The 22,154-nt window shown below is 63.2% G+C and carries 26 protein-coding genes and 2 pseudogenes; 13 read left to right on the forward strand and 15 right to left on the reverse strand.

All coding sequences use genetic code 11. The features are described 5' to 3' along the window. Positions 1-11 precede the first annotated feature (11 nt). Together ABEA18_RS02165 and ABEA18_RS02170 are read left to right on the forward strand one after the other, a co-directional pair. Complete coding sequence (locus ABEA18_RS02165) at positions 12-329, forward strand: hypothetical protein (RefSeq protein WP_345447620.1); 318 nt, start codon at positions 12-14, stop codon at positions 327-329. A 92-nt stretch (positions 330-421) separates the two neighbouring features. Beyond that, positions 422-820, forward strand: a complete 399-nt coding sequence (locus tag ABEA18_RS02170; RefSeq protein WP_345447622.1) for a hypothetical protein — start codon at positions 422-424, stop codon at positions 818-820. A gap of 152 nt (positions 821-972) precedes the next feature. Here the strand turns inward: ABEA18_RS02170 and ABEA18_RS02175 are convergent, their stop codons facing one another. Continuing rightward, entirely contained in the window at positions 973-1,488 is a 516-nt protein-coding gene (locus tag ABEA18_RS02175; protein WP_059390038.1) for a DUF4265 domain-containing protein, read from the reverse strand. A 1,143-nt stretch (positions 1,489-2,631) separates the two neighbouring features. On the opposite strand from ABEA18_RS02175, the gene ABEA18_RS02180 reads away from it, so the two are divergent. From ABEA18_RS02180 to ABEA18_RS02195, 4 genes are all read left to right on the forward strand, one after another. After that, positions 2,632-2,988 (forward strand): hypothetical protein, encoded by a 357-nt coding sequence (locus tag ABEA18_RS02180; protein ID WP_345447626.1) that lies wholly within the window; start codon positions 2,632-2,634, stop codon positions 2,986-2,988. Positions 2,989-3,139: 151 nt separating this feature from the next. Then, complete coding sequence (locus ABEA18_RS02185) at positions 3,140-4,000, forward strand: hypothetical protein (RefSeq protein WP_345447629.1); 861 nt, start codon at positions 3,140-3,142, stop codon at positions 3,998-4,000. A 438-nt stretch (positions 4,001-4,438) separates the two neighbouring features. Further along, positions 4,439-4,672 (forward strand): hypothetical protein, encoded by a 234-nt coding sequence (locus tag ABEA18_RS02190; protein ID WP_059390043.1) that lies wholly within the window; start codon positions 4,439-4,441, stop codon positions 4,670-4,672. Positions 4,673-4,842: 170 nt separating this feature from the next. Then, positions 4,843-5,103, forward strand: coding sequence for a hypothetical protein (locus tag ABEA18_RS02195; protein ID WP_059390044.1), 261 nt, complete (start codon positions 4,843-4,845; stop codon positions 5,101-5,103). A 322-nt stretch (positions 5,104-5,425) separates the two neighbouring features. On the opposite strand, the gene ABEA18_RS02200 is transcribed toward ABEA18_RS02195, so the two are convergent. The 3 genes from ABEA18_RS02200 to ABEA18_RS02210 form a co-directional block, all read right to left on the reverse strand. Beyond that, positions 5,426-5,752 carry a hypothetical protein gene (locus ABEA18_RS02200; RefSeq protein WP_059390045.1) on the reverse strand — a complete coding sequence of 109 codons (327 nt, stop codon included), beginning with the start codon at positions 5,750-5,752 and terminating at the stop codon, positions 5,426-5,428. A 120-nt stretch (positions 5,753-5,872) separates the two neighbouring features. Continuing rightward, entirely contained in the window at positions 5,873-6,151 is a 279-nt protein-coding gene (locus ABEA18_RS02205; protein WP_113990746.1) for a hypothetical protein, read from the reverse strand. A gap of 190 nt (positions 6,152-6,341) precedes the next feature. Continuing rightward, the gene (locus ABEA18_RS02210; RefSeq protein ID WP_345447636.1) at positions 6,342-6,635 is read right to left on the reverse strand and encodes a hypothetical protein; all 294 of its coding nucleotides are present in this window, start codon (positions 6,633-6,635) and stop codon (positions 6,342-6,344) included. 138 nt (positions 6,636-6,773) lie between these two features. Between ABEA18_RS02210 and ABEA18_RS02215 the strand changes: the two genes are divergently transcribed. Next, positions 6,774-7,046 carry a DUF1508 domain-containing protein gene (locus ABEA18_RS02215; protein ID WP_345447638.1) on the forward strand — a complete coding sequence of 91 codons (273 nt, stop codon included), beginning with the start codon at positions 6,774-6,776 and terminating at the stop codon, positions 7,044-7,046. A 152-nt stretch (positions 7,047-7,198) separates the two neighbouring features. Here ABEA18_RS02215 and ABEA18_RS02220 read toward each other — a convergent pair whose 3' ends face one another. Beyond that, on the reverse strand, positions 7,199-7,741 hold the full coding sequence (locus ABEA18_RS02220) for a hypothetical protein (protein ID WP_345447641.1): 543 nt from the start codon (positions 7,739-7,741) through the stop codon (positions 7,199-7,201). A gap of 487 nt (positions 7,742-8,228) precedes the next feature. Here ABEA18_RS02220 and ABEA18_RS02225 point away from each other — a divergent pair, with 487 nt between their 5' ends. Next, the gene (locus ABEA18_RS02225) at positions 8,229-8,609 is read left to right on the forward strand and encodes a DUF7793 family protein (RefSeq protein ID WP_345447644.1); all 381 of its coding nucleotides are present in this window, start codon (positions 8,229-8,231) and stop codon (positions 8,607-8,609) included. 439 nt (positions 8,610-9,048) lie between these two features. On the opposite strand, the gene ABEA18_RS02230 is transcribed toward ABEA18_RS02225, so the two are convergent. From ABEA18_RS02230 to ABEA18_RS02260, 7 genes and pseudogenes are all read right to left on the reverse strand, one after another. Further along, positions 9,049-9,285 carry a hypothetical protein gene (locus ABEA18_RS02230; protein WP_345447647.1) on the reverse strand — a complete coding sequence of 79 codons (237 nt, stop codon included), beginning with the start codon at positions 9,283-9,285 and terminating at the stop codon, positions 9,049-9,051. Positions 9,286-9,423: 138 nt separating this feature from the next. Further along, positions 9,424-9,611: pseudogene (locus tag ABEA18_RS02235) on the reverse strand (IS30 family transposase); the annotation flags it as partial. 440 nt (positions 9,612-10,051) lie between these two features. Beyond that, positions 10,052-10,270: a hypothetical protein gene (locus ABEA18_RS02240; RefSeq protein WP_059390051.1), complete on the reverse strand. Its 219-nt coding sequence runs from the start codon at positions 10,268-10,270 to the stop codon at positions 10,052-10,054. A gap of 40 nt (positions 10,271-10,310) precedes the next feature. After that, the gene (locus tag ABEA18_RS02245) at positions 10,311-10,541 is read right to left on the reverse strand and encodes a hypothetical protein (protein WP_059390052.1); all 231 of its coding nucleotides are present in this window, start codon (positions 10,539-10,541) and stop codon (positions 10,311-10,313) included. 178 nt (positions 10,542-10,719) lie between these two features. Next, the gene (locus ABEA18_RS02250; RefSeq protein WP_345447651.1) at positions 10,720-11,826 is read right to left on the reverse strand and encodes an ABC transporter substrate-binding protein; all 1,107 of its coding nucleotides are present in this window, start codon (positions 11,824-11,826) and stop codon (positions 10,720-10,722) included. A 66-nt stretch (positions 11,827-11,892) separates the two neighbouring features. Then, positions 11,893-12,747, reverse strand: a complete 855-nt coding sequence (locus ABEA18_RS02255; RefSeq protein ID WP_284991788.1) for an ABC transporter permease — start codon at positions 12,745-12,747, stop codon at positions 11,893-11,895. A 26-nt stretch (positions 12,748-12,773) separates the two neighbouring features. Beyond that, positions 12,774-13,631 (reverse strand): ABC transporter ATP-binding protein, encoded by an 858-nt coding sequence (locus ABEA18_RS02260; RefSeq protein ID WP_345447657.1) that lies wholly within the window; start codon positions 13,629-13,631, stop codon positions 12,774-12,776. A gap of 614 nt (positions 13,632-14,245) precedes the next feature. Between ABEA18_RS02260 and ABEA18_RS02265 the strand changes: the two genes are divergently transcribed. The 4 genes and pseudogenes from ABEA18_RS02265 (at position 14,246) to ABEA18_RS02280 (ending at position 17,530) form a co-directional block, all read left to right on the forward strand. Continuing rightward, complete coding sequence (locus ABEA18_RS02265) at positions 14,246-15,703, forward strand: ATP-binding protein (RefSeq protein ID WP_345447660.1); 1,458 nt, start codon at positions 14,246-14,248, stop codon at positions 15,701-15,703. Positions 15,704-15,710: 7 nt separating this feature from the next. Continuing rightward, positions 15,711-16,364, forward strand: coding sequence for a response regulator (locus ABEA18_RS02270; protein ID WP_345447663.1), 654 nt, complete (start codon positions 15,711-15,713; stop codon positions 16,362-16,364). Between the two features lie 580 nt (positions 16,365-16,944). Next, positions 16,945-17,082: pseudogene (locus ABEA18_RS02275) on the forward strand (transposase); the annotation flags it as partial. Positions 17,083-17,194: 112 nt separating this feature from the next. Then, positions 17,195-17,530 carry a hypothetical protein gene (locus tag ABEA18_RS02280; RefSeq protein WP_345447766.1) on the forward strand — a complete coding sequence of 112 codons (336 nt, stop codon included), beginning with the start codon at positions 17,195-17,197 and terminating at the stop codon, positions 17,528-17,530. A gap of 130 nt (positions 17,531-17,660) precedes the next feature. Here the strand turns inward: ABEA18_RS02280 and ABEA18_RS02285 are convergent, their stop codons facing one another. Together ABEA18_RS02285 and ABEA18_RS02290 are read right to left on the reverse strand one after the other, a co-directional pair. Beyond that, positions 17,661-18,140, reverse strand: a complete 480-nt coding sequence (locus ABEA18_RS02285) for a ribose-5-phosphate isomerase (protein ID WP_345447666.1) — start codon at positions 18,138-18,140, stop codon at positions 17,661-17,663. A gap of 166 nt (positions 18,141-18,306) precedes the next feature. Beyond that, positions 18,307-18,876 carry a VOC family protein gene (locus ABEA18_RS02290; protein WP_345447669.1) on the reverse strand — a complete coding sequence of 190 codons (570 nt, stop codon included), beginning with the start codon at positions 18,874-18,876 and terminating at the stop codon, positions 18,307-18,309. A 429-nt stretch (positions 18,877-19,305) separates the two neighbouring features. Here ABEA18_RS02290 and ABEA18_RS02295 point away from each other — a divergent pair, with 429 nt between their 5' ends. Then, a complete protein-coding gene (locus tag ABEA18_RS02295; RefSeq protein ID WP_345447672.1) occupies positions 19,306-20,664 on the forward strand; it encodes an MFS transporter in 1,359 nt (452 codons plus the stop codon). Positions 20,665-21,155: 491 nt separating this feature from the next. Here the strand turns inward: ABEA18_RS02295 and ABEA18_RS02300 are convergent, their stop codons facing one another. Then, positions 21,156-22,151 (reverse strand): sugar-binding transcriptional regulator, encoded by a 996-nt coding sequence (locus ABEA18_RS02300; RefSeq protein ID WP_345447675.1) that lies wholly within the window; start codon positions 22,149-22,151, stop codon positions 21,156-21,158. Positions 22,152-22,154: the final 3 nt, after the last annotated feature.

Raw genomic sequence — 22,154 nt, forward strand, 5'->3', positions numbered from 1 at the left:
TATTGAAGGCAATGAACGGGTCCCGCGAGACATGGGAGGACCCCTCCGAGGACGCCCTGTTTTTCCTGCTCGAGGACATCGAGCAGGGACGCAAGAAATTCCTGGTTATCGAGCGCGTAGCTGACGCAACCCGCCAGACGTATATCCAGTCCATCCGCAATGACGCTGGAGAGTTTGTAGTGGAATTCCGCGACGGTAGCCCAGACCAGCACTTCGGCACCGTGGTTGCTGACATGCGCGCCGCTCATGACCTCATCACGGCGTGGTCCTTCGGCAGGGATGGCTGGCGCGAGGCGGCCGACTGGAGCCATATTTCGTTCGATGAATGAGTTGGATGCGTCGCAGCGAGCTCTGATGAGCCTTCGCGCCATGGCCCAAAAGGCCTTGATACGGTGTGTTCTTTCGCTGGAAAGGAACCTACATGGGCATTTTCGAGACATCCGTTTACGGAGCGGGGTCGCGGTCCGGGAACGAAGAGTCGGATGACTGGCTGCTTCGGATCTCGGTGCATGACAGCGACATCGCGACGATCGACTACCGTTCCGATGAGGGAGCCTCTGGCCGGTTCTATTTGGGCTTCCAGCCGCGGGACTATTTCGATAACCCGGATGCCAGCGAGCCCGTGGACCTAGTGGCCGTTTCGAACAGCTTTTCCTCCTGGGCTTCTAGGGAGGTCGGTACTGCTGTCTCCCCGGAAGAACTGAGGGAATTCATGGCCTCCGAAGCCGTTGAAGAACCAGACGACATATTCGTAGAGGACACCGTCGTCCGGCTTCTTGAGCGCCTCGGAATCCCTCTGCCGAAGTGGCTGGCGGACTGACGTGGGCAGAGGGATCGACAACGTGGGGAGCGAGGCTCAAAGGTGGGGTGGCGCTGGTGACCGACTTAAACGGCGCCCGTAAGCCGGTGGTTCACCGGACACCCTGGTGCCCGGTAAAGGATCCTTCACCGGACACCCGTTCCGTCGGCTGCCTACCTCAACTGTTGTGTTCGGCCAGTCTCATAATGAAGGACGCCATCGCATTCCAATGCGAACAATCTGTCGGCGACTTCCCGCGCCTGGGGCTCGCAGCAAGACATGGCGAAGAACCCCGGAGAGATGAAATCGAGGAGGCAACCTTGCTCGGCAAGTTCAGAGGCCAGGGGCTGCCAGGCGTTGGGGTCATCCGATTTCAGCAGGACTCTGAATGTGAAGTTGAGAGCGTCGCGCTCCACTCCGGTGGCAACGAGCGCATTCTCCGCCGATCGCATCACGTTCACGCGGTCGCCAAAGTTGACGTCATAGAGATACGCGGGGACTGCCAGGACAGTCGCCGTTCCGTCCTTTTCCAAGCGACCGCGAAGACCCTCCCACATCTGCTCCGTGTCAGGTTCAGGGGGTACCGCAAACCATAGGGTCTCTTGCGCTTCCTGAGCTTCTGGAAGGGGCTGGAGTGAGTCATCGCGCCAGTGTGCCACGACGCTGGGATGTTGCCGGTAGTCAGTCACCAGCTGAGACTACCCAACGAACGCATCCATGAGAGCGCTCCGGCGGACATGCCCTGTAATGCCTGATGAGGGAGCCCGAGCGAACCGTGCCGAAGAGGGATCGGCTTTCGCGCGGCGAGGTGACAGTCAATGCTGCAATAAAATGCCTCCATTTAGCGCTGAGATTCATACCCGTGAGGTTGTGAACCGATAGCCTCGAAGCGTGCTCCGCGCGCGGCTGCGGCAGCAGCCGCAATCGATAGGGTCGGTGTACCGTCAGGAACAAGTCCCCGCGGCGCTGGACATCACGTACCAGAGTCTTCGCCGCACCCAGGGGAGACTCAGCGACTTGTTTGAGGAGAGATGACAACAGTGGGAATCACCCCAGGCGCCTTAGTCGCAGTCTTTGTCACCCTGTTCGTGGTCTTTGTCGCGCTGTACGTCGTCCGCCGAAGGAAGTGACCACTCGGCGGCCAAGCCCCTCAGCCCGCGCACACAACCTCACGGGGAAGAACAGCTAAGGAAGCTGACTATCCGGAAATTCACTACCGACAGTTTGACCGCGATGGCGGGGTCAAACTGTCGTGGTCGAGATCGCTGCGAACTCGTTCTCTTTCTGGGCTCGATGGAGCGTCGAGTGCCCGGTGAAGGATCGGCTAACGGGCGTCCTCCCCCGCGCCTGATTGCTCATCTTGCACTGTTCTGGTCATCCTGTCGATCCGCTCATAGAACAGCTTCACCCCGATTCCAACCGCTACGAGAACCACAATTAGGCCACCCACCGCAATGCGCCAAGGATCGAATTCTGGTCGGAAAATGATTGTCCCTGCTATGAACAAGAACCCCACCGCTTGAGGCCAGGAAAGTATGAAGTTCTTTCGCATGCTTGTCCTTAGACGGGCCAGACGCGCTGGAAGTCACTCTTTAAGAAGGTCGGCCGTGGCATGTTCGGAGCCTACATCCCAGTCCCTCTCCGTGACAGGCTTCTCGCCTTGACGACAGCTGCCGCCCGCTGAGGGATCGGCTTACGGGCGCTGATTTTGGAAAGGTCACTCACCTTTTTCGCTTCCAAAGACTAGGCTGTCGTCACATTCCTAGTACTAGGAGAAGACCAATGGGGATAGCGGGAAGCCGAACAAAGCCGATGTTCGAGAAGACCGAACAGTGGTTGTCGCCGCTCTCTCCGAACCAGGTCTTGGCGGCGATCTCCACAGTTTTGCGTCGGAGAAGGCAAGGATCCACGAGGATGAGGACTCCCTCGACATACGAACGGGATCAAACTGGCAGTACCGCCTCTGGGGCAATCTGTTCTCATGGGGTCGCAGGAACATACCAGTTGCCATAACAGTCCGAGTCCGAACAGCCGAGCAGGGCACCGAGATTGAGGCTCACGCATTTGATACCTTCGGTATCCGGTTGACTGATCAGGCATTTTTCGGAGCCGAAGAGACTTTTGAGGACAGGCTCAGCGAGTTATTGGCAATGGCTGCTTCCGCCGCAAAGGCATCTCCCGAAGCCTGAACGCAGACCCGAGCCAGACACCCTGGGCAACAAGTTGAGACAATGCGTGAGCGTCCCCTAGAGGACCGTCTAACGAGCGCGGGTCGACGGTCGACCCGCGCACCTGTCGAAGCAATGAGTTGTTCGTTGCCGCGTACGGCAAGATGACAGCATGGCTCATGAACATGCGACGGATGCCCCGTCGCCGAGTGGTGCGCGGGACAACAACGGGGGCTCCTGGGTCCAGATCACCGAGGAAACCCGTATTCGGACATCCATACCGCCAGGCCCCGGGTCCCCGGTTTGGGAAGGCAGCTGGCTTCGCAGGAGGCTGTGGCTAAAACGCGCGGCTGCGGTCCTGGTCATCGCCTCGGTCACGGCATGGCTCGGATGGGCTGTCATCGACGGGACTAAACACGCATTCGCCAGCTACACGAGGACCGATGGAACCGTCACGACCCAAGCCGAAACAGGTCGTCACTCTGACGGATGCCAGCTGGACCTCGACTACACCGTCGGTGGGCAGCCGCTGCACGACGTTGCAAGAGTCAACGCCGTCTGCAACACCCTGCCCGGGCCCGGCTCCCGCGCCGCGCTCGACGTCGACACAACCGATCCGCATGACATCTGGATCGATGGGGCGAGCGATGCGAACCATCCGGATCCCCTGATCTTTGGCCTCTTTTTCCTGATCGGCCCGGCCGTGGCCGCCTTCGCGCTCTGGAATGAGCTCACCGACTACGGCAGGATCCGGAAGCTGCTCGCGTCCGGGGCTCAATGGCAGCAGTTCGAGGCGACCGTCACGCGGAAAACGGGTAGCCGCAGCGGCATCACGGTCAGGTTGGAGGCAGAGGATCTCTCAGGAAACGTGTGCCCCTTCAATGTTTTCTACCGATTCGTCAGCCCGATTGGCCCTGTAGGCAAAGGCGACAGGATTAAACTGACCGTGCTCGCGGATGGCAAATGGCAAGCGCTCATTTGGAGGCCGGACCGCATGCGAATCTACGTCGCGCACATCAGCAGATCGCTCTAGCGCTGTATCGAACCGTTGCCGAGACCCGGGGTACATGAGACGCAATCTGCCTGCATCAACGGTTCTGTCCGGTGAGGGATCCTTCACCGGACGCTCTCGCCCGGCCACCGCCTGGCACGGCCAGCATTTTTAGAGGAGAGGACGCAGGGCCTAAGTCTTTGCGTCCAGACCGTCGACGCTCGGTTTCGCGGTCATGGTTGACGACCTTCACGACCGGCGTCTGTTGCAAGGCACGCCTCGGCTGTTCCAAAACTGCGCTGTGCCGGAGCCGACCCTCGTCCGATGGACGACCCGGCCACCGCGACTCTAAAATGAGCCCAAGGCCGACTGCGGAGGGCCAACGAGGTGTTCCGGCGGCCACCCGAGACCTCGTTGAAGGTCTCGTCTGCGCTTTAAGGCCGTGCACTTCCCGTGCAGAAACGCAGATGGAGACCACTTATGCACACAGAGCCTCAAGCCACAGAGACGGTCCGTTCGGTGACCGTGGAGGCGAGCAGTACCCACCCGGCCGACTGGGGCAGGGCCATGGCCGTCGCCCTGAATCAGCTAATCCAGGACATCATCGCCGCAACCGGCACGGATCCGTGCCGTGACCCCGAGGGCCTGGACGTGTCATTGCACATCAACGCGGTGCCCACGGGCGAGGCCATCACTGTGGTGTGGCGCGGGTAGAAGCCGATGCTCCACCATGACCGGGCAATGAGCTACTGGCCAGGGCTGAAGGACATGGCCGCAAAAATAACGGCTGACGGTGTCCGGATCGATCGCGCACCCGACCAGGAATACAACCTCGAAGCCCCCTAGACACGGTCGCCACAATCGATGATTGGAGATGGTGGTCCATGCTGACCTCGCACTTTCAACAATTCCTCAGCGAGGCAACCGTCCGGGATCCCGGGGCGGCGGGTGACCTGCTGGGCCCGGACAGCTTCTACGGCCTGTACGTAAGCTGGTGCCTGGCCCACGGGATCAGCCCCGTCCCGGAGACTGACTTTGGAGCAGGCATGCGCCGCTGCGGCGTCGACGTTCACCGCAGCGGGCTGGCGATGACCGGACCTGCCGCGGCGGACTACATCCTGGCCAGTGACCCGGGTATGAGCTGAACGAGGCGACGGTGCATGCCTTGTCAAGAAGACGGACGGTGGCGACACTCAGGTGAGCTGGGGAGCATCTCCCTCTGAGTGCGGTGGTGCTACGCATGGGAGCGCTGAGAGGACAATCCGAGGGCCCGAAAGGGATCCTTTACCGGACAGTTTGCGTCGTGACTCGGGGGCAAGTCGCAGCACTCATACGTGACTATGTCAACGAATTCTGGCCAGCCACCCTGACATCAGCTGAACCAGCGCGCCCTGGAACGGCGCGGTTCGTGGCCGGTAGAGGCCTGTAGTGCACGTGCGCGGTGAGGTGGCTGGAAATGGGCGGGGTTCAGGCTGCCAGGCTTGCCTTACTCAGGGTCGTGGAGGCCTCCGCGGATGCCAGGATGCTTAGTCTGCAGTCGGCTTGGAACGGATCGATGTGCGCGGGCAGGTGGTGGGACCGCGAGCAGGCGTGCAGCTGCTCGAGAGCGTCTGGCTCGACCCTGGCGCGTGTCACGTCGATTTCCAGGGCCAGGCCTTCCATTAGGGCGTTGGCGCGTTTCACGACCACATAGAGAGCCTGAAGGCTTTGCGTTGTCACGCGGCCTTGGGCCGCGATCTTGGCGCGGACGCAATCGATGTCCACACGGACCAGGACGTTGAGCTTGTCTGTCATGATGCTCCTGCCGTTCATGGAACGGTCGCGACGCTGCGACCGCCCACGCAAGCTTAGGCACGAACTGTGACGCACGCAACACCCCCCCCTGCGCGCAGGGGTCTGATTCCCGGGCTGTTTTCAGGTCTGAATCCGCGCAGGGACAAGCCTCTCGTGCTCGGAGTGGTCTTTCCTCTCGTTGCCGCGCTCAGCCCACGACAACACCTTCCGGCGCGCCAGCCGGCCCAAGATGTCCCCGGTGGCCAGGGCGGTGCGGTCGCAGATTTCCTGGACCGCCATCATCATCGGCAAGGTCAAAGGCGCGGTCCGGAGCATGGCGTTGGAGAAGGCGGCACCCACCTGGGCGTAGGTCGCGATACCTGAGAGGTCCAGTGCGACGCGCGATCTGCGATTCTCCATTTGGCATTCGACAGGATCGGTTAGTCGCACCATCGCCATCCGGGAGGAGCTCACGCCTGTTGATGAAGACGTGAGGGTTCCTTGCCGGCGGCCCGCTCTGCACCTCGCACCGCGGCCCGGGAGACTAGAGTTGATTCATCAGCCCAACCGTACGCAAGGACGATCTGGGCGCCCTGACGCACGCGGGACCTCATCGAATCTGCAACGAGGTGGTCACGATGGTCGCACCAAGCAGCACGGGGCAACGCCCCGATGCGTCGGGCCGGACTCCGGTCGTTTCGCCCCAGGATCCTTGCTGCGGGGCAAGTGGTGCCCGCGCGGATTCAAGCCAGACTTTCTTCACGCCGTTCAGCGTCGGCGACGGAGCGGGGCTGGAGATCCCCTCGACCCTCCGGGTTACCTGCACCGAATGCGGAGCGTCCACGACACTTCCGGTTCCGTCCTGGTGGGTACCCGAGGGCTGGGAAAGGTATGACTGAGCCACGGCGCGTCTGTGGGCCGGTCATGCCGGCACGGCGCGACACCGGGTTCCCCACGCCCGGGGGTGCCTCGAGCGGTGGTGCTCAGTAGACTTGGTTTGTCCCTTTTCACACGCGTACGTGCCGGACAGGAGGCAAAAGACATGGCCGGCTATTTTGAACTCATGGATGCCCCTGATGGCGGGTACAGGGTGGCGTTGGTGGATTCCGAGGATTATCTGGTGGCAATGTCGGTGACCTTCCCCGACGGGGCCGCCGCAGCGAAGGGCATCGCGAATATCAGGGAAATCGCCGCGTCAGCCACGGTCAGGGACCACAGGCACGGCCACGATGAACTGGCCACCCACCGGAAGCGCCTTGCCGCTTCCGCGCAGCACGGCGACATCGAACGTTCCCGGAAAGCAGCAGGACGCTAGCCCGCTCCGGCCGCCGGCGCCGTCCGATGTGGCGCGGCGGATCCGCGGGCCGGGGCGGGCAGTAACGCCGGCGTCCGGATCCTGCCTGGAACGGCCAACGGATTCTTACCGTGAAATTCCGTACGGATCCTCCAGACCCCGGGCTGCCGGTGTCAGGTGATACCTGGTTGGCGCTGCCGTTGGCCCAGCAACACGGATGCGGCGAACCCGGCGCCAAGGACGAGGACACACCCGAACCATCCGAGGGCCAGATAGGCCATTACCAGCGTGTCCGTGGCCTCGTAAGGGGCGAGCGACCGCCCGGCGACTACGACTTTTCCGGCCGAGGAGCGCGCAATGACTGCCATCCGCAGGCCGGGCTCCGGCTGCCACGTCACGGCGTCACCACCTGATCTCCGGGCCGTATCGAGCACGCCGGATGGCACCACCGGCAGCACTCCGTGGAGAGTAGCCGTTCCCGTCTCCGGGTTGTCATCGGTGCCGTACACGATGACAAAGACCCCGCTATCGGGGGTCAACTCGACCCGCGGGACCGCGGGGGCGGATGTGCCGAGGAGCTGCAGCTGGGCCGCAGCTGCCGCCGCTGGCGCCACATTGGCCGACCGGCGCCCGGATTGCTGGAATGCGATGTAAAGGCTGCCGAATACGAGCGTCACCACAGCTGCAGCTGCCAGCCATCCGATAGTTCTCCTCATACCGGTCATCATCGGACATGCACCGCCAAGGCGGAAGGGCCGGCCACCACCGGCCGTGAGCGAGCGGTCCGGTATGCGCAAGGCTGTGGCCGCGGATGTTGCGCGTGCGTGGAATGAGCGTCAGGGTACAGCCAGAAGCTGTCCACGAGCGGCCGGCTGCCGTGGAGCCGCGCTTCGCTGCACTGTGGTTGACCGTGCACCGGGCCTTGAACTCGACTCGAAGAAGGGCCGAACCAGGCTGGATGGACCGTTGGTTGACGGTGAGACTTTGGCGGCGGTCAGGACGGCGGCATCTGCTTGTGCTGTACCGGCGAAAGGCCGGCGCTCATCAGGCGCGGATTCCGGCCGGTAGTGCGTGTAACCAAGGATTTCCCGCGAGTCATATCCTCCTCCTTTCCCGTGTGAACGTTGTGTATGGTAGGAAAATCACGCCAACGGGCCTCGTCCCCGACACGCGCGAAGCGAGGCGTCAAATGGGAGGCGGACATTGGAACCCATAGCGGTCGAAGGCGGCAAAGGAACCGTGGAACTCAGGTCCGACGGGATAATCCACCTTGTCTGGAACGACAGAGTCACCATCGAGGCTGTCGACGCCCATGCGGCAATGGCTGCCGTGAATGAGGCCGGCAAGGGCTCGGAATACCCGATGCTGGTCGACATGGCGACAACGGAGTCCGTGCACCGTCATGCCCGTGCTGTTTTCTCTATCCCTTGTGCGGCCTCCCGGATCGCCTTGCTTGGTACCAGCCCTGTTGACCGGGTTCTGGCAAACTTCTTTCTTGGTGTCCACATCCCGCCATGTCCCACCCGCTTCTTCACGTCCAGGGACGAGGCACTGGTCTGGTTGATGCAGGACCTGGCCGAATGACCCGGGCCTCAGCATAGGCAAAAGGTACGCCCGCCCATGCACCCTGGGATTGGGTGCGGGCATGCAGCACTCCCCCGGCGGTGCTTTCAGCAGGCGTGGACATCTCAGGAGCTATCGCAGTGGTCCCCCCGCCGTCAAGAAGTTATCCCGCGCCCTGACCTGCAAAAACGAGTACACGTTACTGGTGCAGTAGCGCCGCGCCGGGTGTTGACTTGAACCGGAAACAGTGTGGACCGGCCCGCCAACCGTTGGCCGGTTATCGGACGGGCCGGCGACGAAGAGAGCGTCCAGTTCCTGGAGCCTGAGCTCTCGACCCCCAGACGTCGCCGGCCCCTATCGTGCCCTGCGAATCGTCGCGCCACAGCTGGAGCGAAGCGCTAATTTTCCGGGCGCATCGCGCCGCTGCAGAGAAGTACCCGGCGAGGATCCTCAGTTCTATTTAGTCTTCGGAAGGCTCGTCTGCCCCTTCTTGCGCCTGGACGTCTTCTTCGTAGGCGTATGGCCATTGGCGACGCACCGCGAACTCGTCCCAGCCACCCTGCAGGCGGTTGTGCGCCCGATTTGCGAGGATCTCGAGGGACCGCACAATTTCCCCGGGCGGTAGCTCGGGCCTGCCGGCGAAGTACCCCAGCAATATATTCACGGCCGTCGCTTCCTGCGGTGTCATTCGAGCCATACGGTAACCGTAGAACGCGCGGACCGGCTCAGGAAGCGGTCGTGGCCCAGTTCAACCTTTTCTTCGAACGCCCGTTAGCCGATCCCTCAGCGGACGGCTAGCGCGGTGTTGCAGTAACGGGGGGGCGGATTCAAACGGTCATTGCAACAGGAGTCCTTCGATCAATTCGATCGGTTTTCTGAACTTTGAACTCTAGTCTTTTGCGTGGCCGGTCGTTGAGTTCCTGTGCAAACCAGTCGAGGGTCTTCGGCGCTGTGGATGCTCAGGTCCGTGCCTTTCGGGAAGTACTGGCGCAGCTGGCCATTCGTGTTTTCGTTGATGCCGCCCGGCCGGGGAGCCCCCGGGGGTGGGTGCGTGGGAAGGGTCCGGTGCTGGCTGTGGTTCTGCGTTCATGGCGGGGGCTCCTCGGTGTTCCTGGACGATTCGGCGTCAGCCTTCTTAGGAACTGAGCAGATTCTAGGAACTCTCAGCACCGACACTCCGCGTACCGCCCTGTCGAACGGCACGCGGAGCTAGGGCCCAGTCATACGCCGCTGCAGAGGCTGGCGCATCACTCGAACCGCAGCCGGCCCGTGCACCCGACTTTCGGGTTTCCTGTTGCGATGGATTGCCGGGACCTGGCTGACGTTTGTTCTACGCGGCCGAGAGTTCTTCCTTGGTGGCTTCGTCGGGGGCTTCCGTGGGGTAGCTGGCGTAGGCCGGGATGGTCAGGAAGGTGGGGAATTCTCGGGCCTGTTGTGGCACCGGGGATGTATTTCGGTTCGTTTTATGGTTCCGGGTGTCTTTTTTCGTGGATGGTTCCGCAGGGGACGGACGGGTGTACCTCGAGGGTGTAGGTGGCGGTGTCGTGTTGGGTGACGAGTATGCCGTGCCGGTGTTCCAGGGCGGCGGGTATCAGTTCGTTGACGGCCTCGGTGAGCTGGTCGTCTCTGCTGCGGGTCTGGCTGACGGTGATCTCGAGACGGAACGTCGCGGTTTGGTGCATGGGAGTGTCCTTGTCCGGGGCGGCCTTGGCGGGCCGCGGGTCAGATCTGCCGGGAGGGTCTCGAGGCCTTGGTGCGGAAGGCGAGGATGTCGTCCTGGTGGGTGAACATGGACCGTCCTTTTCCGGCGGGTTGAATCAGCCAGAGGGTGTTCCCGTCGTGGGTGACACCGTCGGCGATTCCGCGGGCGATTTCCTGGCCGTCCTTGCTGAGCTTGATCTCGTCGCGGGTCCGGATCCTTGTCCAGTCGCGGACGTATTCGTCGGTTGTCACGGTCCTCTTTTCTGCCTGCCGCACATGGTGCGGGAGACGGTTCTGATATGCGCGGCCGCGTTGATTTGCGCGCGGCTGCGTTGAGAGGTGCGGCCGGCCTGCGTGGAGGACCACGCAGGCCGGCCGTGAGGCGTCATTTGCCCGGGGGTGTCGTGCCGCCTGTGCCAGTGTGCGGGAATTAGCCGTCGTTGCCGGCAGGGGTGGTGGTGGCGGTGTAGCCCTCAAGCTTGAGTGCGGCCTGGGCGTACTTCTGGGTGAACGTGTCGGGGATGTTGACCTTGGAGGTGTCGACGCCGATGGTCTTCTCTTCGTCGAAGATCGTCTTGGGGCCACCTGCGGGCATGATGCCGTCCGGGAGGAACTGACCCTTGTCCTGGTTCAGTGCGGCGACGTACTGGTCCTTGGAGATGGTGCTGTTCTGGACGTAGGACTGGGGCAGCTTATCGGCGATCTCCTGGGCGGAGTGGGTGCTGATCCAGTGCATCGTGTCCACCAGGGCGTTGACTACCTTCTGGGCTGCGTCCTCGTGGGTCTTGACCCAGTCAGACTGGGCGAGGAGGCCGGCCGACGGCAGGGTGCCCCCAAGCGCTGCCTTGGCTCCGTCAGAGGTGGCGAGGTCGATCGCGGAAACGGCGAGGTTCTTGTTCTCGAGGGCGCCCACGGTCGGCTGGGTGGTCATGACGCAGTCAGCGGACCCGCGCTGGATCGCCGCGATTGCGGTTGCTCCGGCGCCGACGGCGATCGTGTGGTAATCGCTCTTCGCGAGGCCGGCCTTTGCAGCGATGAACTGGGTGAGCTCATCGGTTCCCGAGCCGAGGTCGGTGACGCCCACGGTCTTGCCCTTGAGGTCTGCGCCCGTCTTCACGTTCGCCTTGGGGTTGCACATGATGCGTTCGCCCGGTGCGCTCGAGAGCTGCACGAGGTTGATGACGTTCTTGCCCTTGGACTGGAAGTCGACCGTGTGGACGTACCATGCACCGGCCATGTCCACCTGCCCGGATGCCATGGCGTCTTCGGCGCCGACGCCACCCTGGGACTCGGTGGAAAGCTCCATCTTGACGCCGTACTTCTGGTAGAAGCCGAGCTGCTCTGCGAGCTGGTACGGCAGGTAGATCTGCTTGTCGATACCGCCGACCATGAGCTTCACGGTGGGCATCGAGGCGGTGTCCGCGGCAGCACTGCCGCTTGCCGTGCTGTTGCTGCTTGCGGTGCTGGTGCCGCAAGCCGCGAGGCTCAGGGCGATCACTCCGGCAGCGCCGACGGCGTAGATCTTGTTCTTCATCATGGTTGTGCTTTTCCTTCTATTGTGAGGATTCGAGCGTTGGGTAAGTGGAATGGAAGACGGCGAGCGTCAGATCGCCTGTGCTTCAGAACGGTTTGGTGGACGCCACTTGAGGAGCGTGTGCTCTAGCAAGGCGATGAGGTACTCCGCGCCGAGCGTGATGACTGCGATGATCACCATGCAGGCGAAGACCGTGTTGGGATCGAAGGTTCCCTGTGCCTGGCTGATGATCAGGCCGATTCCCTGCTGGGCGCCGAGCACTTCAGCAACAAGGGCACCGATGATCGCGAAACCGAACGCCGTGTGCAAGCTGGCGATGATCCAGGTCATTGCCGAGGGGATGGTCACGTGGATCGCAACCTGAAGCGGGGATGCGCCCAAGACGCGGACGTTCCCGACCAGGTTCTGGTCCACTTCGCGGACGCCCTGGAAGGCGTTGAAGAAGACCACGAAGAAGACCAGGACCGCTGCGAGGAGCACCTTCGGGAAGACGCCGAGGCCGAATGCCACGATGAAGATCGAGCCGAGCACGATTCTGGGGATCGAGTTCACGATCCGGATGTACGGGCCCACAACTTCGGACAGGTACTTGTTGGAGCCGAGGAGGATTCCGAGCACGACGCCGACCAGCGTTCCGAGCGCGAAGCCGTAGATGGCTTCCTGCATGGTGACCCAGAGGTTCTCCCAGATGGTGCCGAATGCCGTGCCCTTGGTGAAGAGATCCACCAGGCTGTTCCAGATTTCGGACGGCTGGCCGAAGAAGAACTTGTCCACCCAGCCGGCGGTCGTGAACCACTGCCAGCCGCCGATCACGATGACCGCGAGGATGGCGCGGCCGGCCCAAACCCACGTGGTGCGGCGGTTCATGGCACGCCGGGCGGAATTCTTAAGCTCACTCGCTTGTGCTTTTTCTTGCTCTTGCACGGGAGCACCTCTACTGATTGTGGTTGTCATGCTGCTACACCCGCCGATTGCTTGTAGGCGCGGGTAACTTCGTCCTTCAAGGACTCCCAGATTTGGCCCTGCAACTCCAGGAACCGCTCCTCGTGCCGGATCTTCTGGACATCTCCACGCGGCCTGGGCAGATCGATCTCGAAAACATCCTTGATGGTGCCGGGGCTGCTGGTCATGATGACCACCTTGTCCGCGAGCGCCACTGCCTCGTCGAGGTCGTGCGTGATGAAGAGGACAGAGGGGCGCAGTTCCTCCCAGAGCTGCAGCAGTTCGTTCTGCATGATGGCCTTGGTCTGCACGTCGAGTGCGCCGAACGGCTCATCCATCAAGAGGATCCGTGGGTTGTTGATCAGCGCCGCCGCCATCGCGACGCGCTTGCGCATACCGCCGGACAACTGGTGCGGGTAACGGTCCTCGAAGCCGGCCAGGCCCACGCGGCGCAGCCAATCCCTTGCGAGCAGGGTGGCTTCCTTCTTGGGCGTCCCGAGCAGGACCGGGCCGATCAGCACGTTTCCGAGAACGGTCTTCCAGGGGAAGAGCGCGTCCGCTTGGAACATGTAGCTGACGCCGTTGGTGATGCCGTCAACGAGCTGATCGTGGACCCTCACCGAGCCGGCGCTTGGCCGTTCCAGGCCGGAAACCTGGGCCAGCGTGGTGGACTTGCCGCAGCCCGTCGGTCCGACGATCGCGCAGAACTGGCCGGGTTCGACCCTCAGCGTCACATCGCGGATGGCAGTGAATGTCTCGCGCTTGGGCGTGAGGTAACGCTTGGTCAACCCGACGATGTCGATACCTGCCGCGTCTTCGGTTCTCTCGGGGGCCGCGGGCGGCCGGTGGGGATGGTGAGCATCCATGTTGCTAAGACCTCTCTGTCTTTCCGTTTTTGTGACCACTCGTTACCTGACGTGCCTCTGTGGTGTGCCAGGGGTCGGGACGGCTGGTGTTTCTTTCCGGTTCAGCGCCATCGTGGAACTGCGGTTTTTGACTTGTAGTTGGCGCACACGCGGCCAACTTCGGGCCCGCTCCATCCCGGTCGAGGGTTGGGGCCCTGGATTCGGTAGCCGGCGGGCCGGAGCGGCGGCCGTGCGGCTGATTCTTTGTCGTTCTGACAGCGTTGTCACTCGAATCCCTTCCTGGGAGTCGCTTCCTTCGTGATGTGGATCACGGGAACTATGTCAAGCTTAGAAAGTGCTCATTCGTGCCAGAAGTCTTCAGTAAGTTGTGCGTCTTAACAGCAAAAGTGCACGTTTTGTGCGTTTTCTGCCACTGGGTTAATGCCCGGCCGGGGCGCGGGTACCGGTGAACCGGTTGTCACTGGCACAGCGCCTCCGTGGCAGCGGCCATTCTTCGACCCTGACCACCCAGATCCTCCTGGGCTCGCTCTCGTTGCTGGTTCTCACAGTGGTCCTGGGCGGGGTTCTGTTCACGATGATCAGCAATCAGACCCTGGACCGGCAGTACCAGCTGCGTGCCCTGGGGATTGCGACCACCACCGCGCAGATGCCGGAGATCCGCTCCGCTCCCCCAGCACATCATCGACGGGCTCGCCCGGGAGATCGCGGGCGCCGCGCAGTCCGCCTACGTCGTGGTCACCGACCGCAACGGCATCCGGTTCTCCCACCCGGACCCGTCACTGATCGGCAAGAAACTGGAGGAACCCGTCGCCGTGTTGGACGGCGAAACCCATGTGGGGTTCGACCAGGGCAGCCTGGGCAGGTCGGCGAACGCCAAGGCCCCGGTCTTCGGGGCGGACGGCTCGGTGATCGGCCAGGTGTCGGTGGGCATCGAGGACACCAGGGTCCTGGACACACAGGCCCAGAACATCTGGCTGATCGCCGGGTTCTCGGCGCTGGTCCTGGCCCTGGGCGTCGGCGGTTCGCTGTTGCTCTCCCGCCGCATCAAACGTGTCACCTTCAACCTGGAGCCGGCCGAGATCGCCTCCCTGTTGCAGGAGCGTGAGGCGCTGCTGCACGGGATCCGGGAGGCCGTCCTCGGGCTTGACGACGACGGAAGGGTGACGGTCATCAACGGGGAGGCCCGGCGGCTGCTCCAGATCGAGGAGCCGGCGCTGGGGAAACCGGTTGCCGAGCTGATTCCGGAGGGGCGGCTCCGGGACCTGCTCACCGGCGAGCTCTCCGGCGCCGACCAGGTGGCGCTGACGGAGGATGCCCTGCTGGTGGTCAACCGCATGCCCGTCTCGACCGCCGGGCGGAGCATCGGTTCCGTCATCACCCTGCGGGACCGCACGGAGATCGAGAGCCTGGTCCGGGACCTCCACTCCGTCCAGGGCTTGATGGAGGCAATGCGTGCCCTGGAGCACGAATACGCCAACCGGCTGCACATCGTCGACGGCCTGCTGGAGATGGGGGACGTGGAGCAGGCCAAAAGCTACGTCTCGCAAATCTCCTACATGTCCAGGTCCCTTGGCGAAGGGCTGCGCGCACGGATCGCGCCGCCGGAGCTGGCGGCCCTGCTGCTGGCCAAGATCACCGTTGCCGCCGAACAGGACGTGCAAATCGAGGTGACCGCCGAGTCCCGGCTCGAACGTCCCCAGGTTGACCAGGCGGAACTGCTGACCATCGTCGGCAACCTCCTGGACAACGCCGTGGACGCGCTGGCCAACACGCCCCGGCCGCGCACGGTAACGGTGCAGTTTGACGACGCCGACGGCGTTTTCATCGCAGTGCGCGACAACGGCCCCGGTGTCCCGGCAGAGAAGATCGACCAGGTGGTGGTGGACGGCTATTCCACCAAGGACCCGCGGCCTGGCATGCGGCGCGGCATCGGGCTGGCCCTGGTGAGGAGGATTGTGCACCGGGCACAGGGAACCCTTGACGTGTTTCCGGGGCCCGGCGGCAATTTTGAGGTGTGGCTGCCGGCAAACCCTCACCTTGCGGAGAAGGACAGGAGGGCGGACGTTGATTAGGACATTGGTGGTTGACGACGATTTCCGGGTCGCCGGAATCCACGCGGCCCGCGTGGCCAGGGTTGACGGCTTCGAATGCGTGGGCCAGGTGTACAGCGCCGCGGCCGCGCGGGAGGCAATCGTGCGTCTCAACCCGGACCTGCTCCTGCTGGACGTGCACCTTCCCGACGAGGACGGTCTCTCGCTGCTGCGGTCACTGCAGGCGGCCGGAACCCAGGTGGATTGCATCATCATCACCGCCGCCCAGGACCTGGCCACCGTCACATCAGCCATGGCCAGCGGCGCAGTATATTACCTCGTCAAGCCCTTCAGCTTCGACCGGCTCCGCACGCAGCTGGAGGCCTACCGGAAGTGGCGGCAGGAGCTGGAATCCGCATCAACCGCCGACCAGGCAACCATCGACGGCCTCTACAACGCCCGCGGTGCCGGGGCCAGGCCCGCCGCCCCGGCACCGCGCCTTCAGCCCACCATGCAGAAAGCGCTCGACGCCGTCCGCGCCGCGGGCGCTCCCGTCAGCGCCGGTGAGATCGCCGGGCAGCTCGGCGTCAGCCGGCCGACCGCCCAGCGTTACCTCAGCGCACTGGAACGCAAAGGCCTCCTCATCCTGGACCTCACCTACGGCACCACCGGCAGGCCGCTGAACTCCTACACCGTGCCGTAGCCGCACGGGGCACCACCCCGGTCGGGGCGGCGAAAGAGGGGCTTGGCCGTTTGCTATGGAGGGCTACTTCTCCCCCCCCGCTTCCCCCCGGACTGACTCGAAATTGAACTGGCCAGTCCGGCGTGGCGAAGGGTTGACCGTGTTGGAGGTGAACCGCCCGAACCGTGCGGCGCGCCGGCTGAAGGGCAAGTCCGATCCTTGGGACGCCTACCAGGCCGCTCAATCGGTACTCGACGGCAGGACCACATCGGTCCCTAAAGCCAGGGATGGTCCCGTTGAATGCCTGCGGATCCTGCGGGCCGGGCGTACTTCGGCGCTAAAGGCTCGCACCGCTGCCATCAATCAGATCAAAGGTCTCCTCGTTTCAGCCCCGGACAAGCTCCGGGCGAAATACAGGGGGCTGGGAACCTCGGCGATGATCACAGCCTTGCAGCGCACCAGGCCGGCCGGTCATATGGCTAACCCCGAGTACGTGTGCCTGCTGACATTGGAAGTCCTGGCCATCCGCTGCCAGTCCCTCGCGGCAGAAATCGCCACAGCCGACGCCGCGCTCCGGGAAATCCTCGATGTCTACGCGCCGATGCTCTGTGACCTGCCAGGTGTAGGAACGGAAGTAGCCAGCCAACTCCTGGTCACAGTCGGAGACAACCCAGACCGGATAGGAAACGAAGCCCAATTCGCGGCCCTCGTCGGGGTCGCGCCCATACCCGCGTCCTCGGGCAAGACAACCCGTCACCGGCTCAGCAGAGGCGGGCGATCGCAACGCCAACCATGCCTTGTATCAGGTCGTCCTGGTCCGCATGGCCTCGTGCCAACGGACAAAGGACTACGTGGTCAAACGCACCGCGGAGGGCAAGAGCAAACGGGAAATCATGCGCTGCCTCAAACGCTACGCAGTCCGGGAAATCTACCGGCAGATCACCAACCCCCAAGCAGCGCCAAACAACACCGACCTTCGCCACACGCGCACCACGCTCGGAATAACCATCACGACCGCTGCCCGCGAGCGTGGCAACTGGCCGTCCAAAATTTCTCTCTTGGAACGGGGCCTCCTCCGAAACGACAACCTCGCGAAGAACTACCGCCAATGGCTGACCCAGCAATCCATGCAGGTCGCTGTAGTACTCGCCGAGAAACGGGCGGATATTGCTGAGGTAGGCTTCTGAGCTGCGCCCCGATTGGTCGAGGCCGGCGAAGATCAAGGTTCAGATCGACCCTGCCGTGGGCACTCTGCGGATCTGGTATGTGGTGGCTGCATCAACGAATATCCTAGGCACACAGGGCTGTCTCCAAGGATTAGCGCCCCTCATACGCGGCGATTTGCGCGATGCGGCGGATGTGTCGTTCCTCGTTGGTGAAGGATTCCTGCAGGAACGCCTCGGCTATGCCGGTGGCCTCCTCCACACTGTGCCGGCGTCCTCCGATGGCCACCACGTTGGCATCGTTGTGCTCGCGTGCGAGGGTGGCGGTGGCATGGTTCCAGGCAAGGGCGACGCGCGCACCCTTGACTTTGTTGGCCGCTATTTGTTCCCCGTTTCCCGAACCGCCGAGCACGATGCCCAGGGCATGCATCCCGGCCTGCTGGTCCGCCACCACGGCCAGTGCCGCATTGATGCAGAAGGACGGATAGTCGTCCAGTGGGTCGAATTCCCTGGGCCCGTGGTCCACGACGTCATATCCCTTTTGTGTCAGATGGCTGACCAAGTGGGCACTGAGCTCCATTCCGGCGTGGTCCGTGGCGATGTGGACGCGGGGGACGGCAGGGCTTGTAATCACGATAATCATCCATTCAGTCATGAGTCGCCCGGGCAGCCGGGACTACGCGGATCAGTAGGACAGAGCAAAGAAGATGCGGTCCCGCTCCCAAGGGAAAAGCGATATGCGCCGATCCGCTTGCGCGATTCAGGACCGCCTGCAGTGCAAGCCGCCCCTGAAGGAAACCTTAGCCACCGCAGAGCACCCCATACTTGGCCCGGGGGTCCGTTACCGGGTACCCGGGGGCTACGGGAACGGCGATGCCAAGGTCGAAGATCTCGATGCGTCGCGCGTGGCCGGCTTCCGGGGTGTGCTGGCACAGCAGTTCGATGACGTGCCCGTCCGGATCGGCGATGTAGATCTGCTCGACGTAGTCGTCGCGGACGCGTGGTCCGCCCACACGTTCAAGTCCGCGTTCCCGCATCGCTGCCAGGAAGGGCTCAAAAGAATCGACCAGCACCGCGAAGTGATGGCACAGCCCCGTGCGCAGTTCCTCAGCCTCCCAGCCGGGGGTGTTCCTGGCCAGGCGGCCGGGTTCGGTTTCGCGGACCACGTGCACTTCGACGTCGCCGTTCTGGAAGTACGCACCATGGAACACAAAATCCGTGGGCCGGTGAATTTCCTCGAATCCGAGGACGTTGACATAGAAGTCCCGGGTGGCGGCAATATCGGAGACAACAAGGCACACGTGATGCATGGTCATCGTTCGGGCCGGCAATTCCTTAGTGCGGGACGTGAGCAGCTGGTTTTGGTGCATGGGTATCCCCTTCTTCTTGAAGCGGCCTCGACTGTGAGGAGGCGTCGAAAACAGACTTCCAGTATTAGCTCCAAGGCATTGCGCCGGGACCGATCCGGTCAAATCCGGGCGTATTGGAACGGATGTTCAGGTTTGCGGGTATTGATTGATCTCCTCAGGTCACTGGGGTTGTATCGGGTCGACCGAAACCTACTTTCGGTGTCCGGCTGGCACCGCAGCCCCCGGTCACCGCCTTGTCGCGAAGGAGCGATATGCACCCGGCCGGTATCCGAAAACGTCCGCGATTCCCAGCATCGTTGTCGTGTTCTTTTTGATGTCGGAACACAAGTTCCGGCCTTTTGCGGCGCTCCCGACGTGAGCGCGGGTCAGCCGTCCCGACGAGCAACCAGATCATCCGCTGACCCGCAACACAATCACGATCGGATCGCAATGAAAGCACCTACGGGGACAGCTGCCCCCGCCCTCACCACCGCCACACAGCAGATTGACTCCCGGCCCCTGACCGGACACCAAAAGAGCCTCATCGGGCTTGTGGTTCTCGGCAACATCTCGGAGTTCTTCGACATGTTCCTCATCGGTTTCGTCGTCTCGCTATTGACTGTGCCGTGGCACCTCACCGGCCTGGAAGCGGGTGTCATCCTCGCCTGCTCCGGGCTCGGCACCGTCCTCGGCGCCATCATGTGGGGACGCCTTGCAGACAAGATCGGACGCCGCAAAGCCTTCTTCTGGTGCGTGGTCCTGTTCACCTTCTTCACCTTCCTGTCCCTGTTCACCCCCGACCGTGGCTGGTGGGTCCTCGCCATCCTGCGGGTGGCGGTGGGCATCGGTGTCGGCGGTCTCAATATCTCGTCGATACCCTACGTCCAGGAGCTCGTGCCGGCGAAGCGGCGCGGCCTGCTCGCCGGCCTCGCGTCAGTGTTCATCCCGCTCGGTCTGCTGCTCGGCGCCCAGGCACAGCAATGGCTGGGAGACATCATCGGCTGGCGTGGTCTCATCGCCCTCGGGGTCCTCCCGGTCTTCCTTCTCCTGTGGCTGCGGCGCGTCCCTGAGTCGCCGAGGTTCCTGCAGCTCCAGGGCCGCACCGAGGAAGCCCGCGATGCATTCGCGTGGGCGATGGATATCCCCGCCACCGAGGTCGGACAGCTGCCGGACGTAGCGCATCAAACCAAGGCGCCCTACCGCTTGCTCTTCCGGAAGTACCCAAAACAGCTCGCCATCATCACCCTCGGCTCTTTCTGCTTCATCCTGGGATCATTCACCGTCCAGTCCTGGGGCCAGACCCTGCTCAAGGACGGCTACGGCTACACCGCCGCCACGGTCGGTGCCCTGTTCACCTGGGTCGCGATCGGCGACGTCCTCGGCCGTCTTACGTCGGCGTGGCTGGCTGACCGAATCGGCCGACGTTGGGTCCTGCTGTCCTTCGGCCTCCTCGGTGCCGTCGGCTGCCTCATCGCAGCAAACGCCCAATCCGGCGTGGTGTTCTTCGCCGGTGTGCTCATCACCATGACCTTCGGCGACGGCGCCTTCGGCATCCTCAATGCCTTCGGAGCCGAACAGTTCCCGCACGAGGTCCGGGCGACCGGCCTGGGACTCGGCTACGGCCTCGGCGCCACGGCCAAGATCTTCGGCCCCGCCCTCATGGGTGCGCTTGTCGGTGGCTCGATGATCAAACAGAACGTCACCGTGCAGGCGGTTCCGCCGGCCTTTTATCTCTTTGCCGTTCTTCTTGCCCTGGGTGGGCTGATCTACATGGTGGCCAAGGAGACCAAAGCCGTCGCTTTGGAGTAGGCCGGGGCCGCTGCGGAAAGGGAACGAGAAGCGCAGCATAGGGGTCGCGACGGGCGCCGGATCGATTCCCGGGACAACGGCGACAACCATGATCCTGGCCGGGGACTCGCCACCGTCCCGGCCAGGATCATGTTCCCAGCCCGAGGGATCAGGCTGCACCTGCCGAGCCCTCGGGCTGGGAAACAACACGGTTAGACCTCTTCAATAGATCGTGCGCAAACACGAACAGCTGCCACCTGTTCAGGCAGCAGCCGATACCTTGGGCGCGATCGAGTACAACCGGTGGAGCATCCACGGCGGTGACCGAACCCACGCACGGGTACTTCAGAAAACTGATATGGGTCATGATGACCGAAACATTGGTTGCTGTTCTGCCCGCGTTCGAGCACGAATGACATATAGAGATCCGTTTTTATCGGCCTTCTGGGAACACGGGTTGCATTTCTTTCCACACCACGGCGGAAGCCCTCGGGAACCAGCCCCGGGATGTCTCAGGGATGGAGCAGCCGGACCAAGGAGGCGGCGGTTGCCTGATCTGTGACGAGTTCGGAGATGAGGCCGCCCCGAATGGCTGCGGCGATGGGGCGGACCTTGTTCCAGCCGGCGGCTACGGCGAGCCGTTGCGGGATTTGCCGCAGCCCATCGGCCGCTATTCCGAGCAGGAAGGGGCCGCCGGATGGTTCAAGAACGGAACCGTCTTCCCGCAGGAAATGGCCGCACAGGTGGCCTACGGCACCCCGGGTCTCGAGTTCGTCCAGTTCCTTGACGGGGATGGGACTGTAGGCGCCGGTACCGTCGAAGCGTTTCATCGAGCCGACCCCCACCAGAGCCAGTTCGCTGTGCGGGCCTAGTTCCAAGGTTTCCCGGACCACGGTCGCGCTCAGGGCGGCCTCGAGCGAGGAAGCTGTCTTGTGCACGAATGGTGCCGGTAGCGCCCGAAAAGAGGCACCAAGCCACGCGGCAATGAGCCGGGCGGTGTTCGGACCACCGCCGTCCACACTCGCACTCCCGGTACGGCGTCCCCTGTCTGCCCGTCCGCCCGGGAGACACCCCAGCAGGTCAATGACCGTGAGGTCCCGCCTATGCGCCTGGACCATCGACTCAACAACGCCGGAAAGCGACCGACTCGAGGCGACACCAAGGAGTCTGACATGGGAGAGCTGGGATTCAAGGTAGCGTGCCGCGACGTAGCCGAGCCTGCTTGAGTTTGCGTAGAGTGCCCGGGGTTTGCCCGTCGAGACGATGCAGGCGTGAAGGGGTGCCCGGCGCTGCAGTTCCGTCTCCAGCTCAGGCACACGATCCACGGGCGGGCCGATCCTGAATTGGACAACGCCGCGTTCGCGGGCTTCCGTCAGCAGGCGGGAGACGCTGGGCCGGGAGAGGTGTTCGACTGCGGCGATGTCGCTCTGCAGCATGCCCCCGACAAAGTAGTGGTGGGCGATGCGTTGCAGGAGTTGGTCGTGAAGGTCTTCCTCGGCCCGGCCCACTGC

The sequence above is a fragment of the Arthrobacter gyeryongensis genome (assembly GCF_039543785.1).
Classification (GTDB): Bacteria; Actinomycetota; Actinomycetes; order Actinomycetales; family Micrococcaceae; genus Arthrobacter; species Arthrobacter gyeryongensis.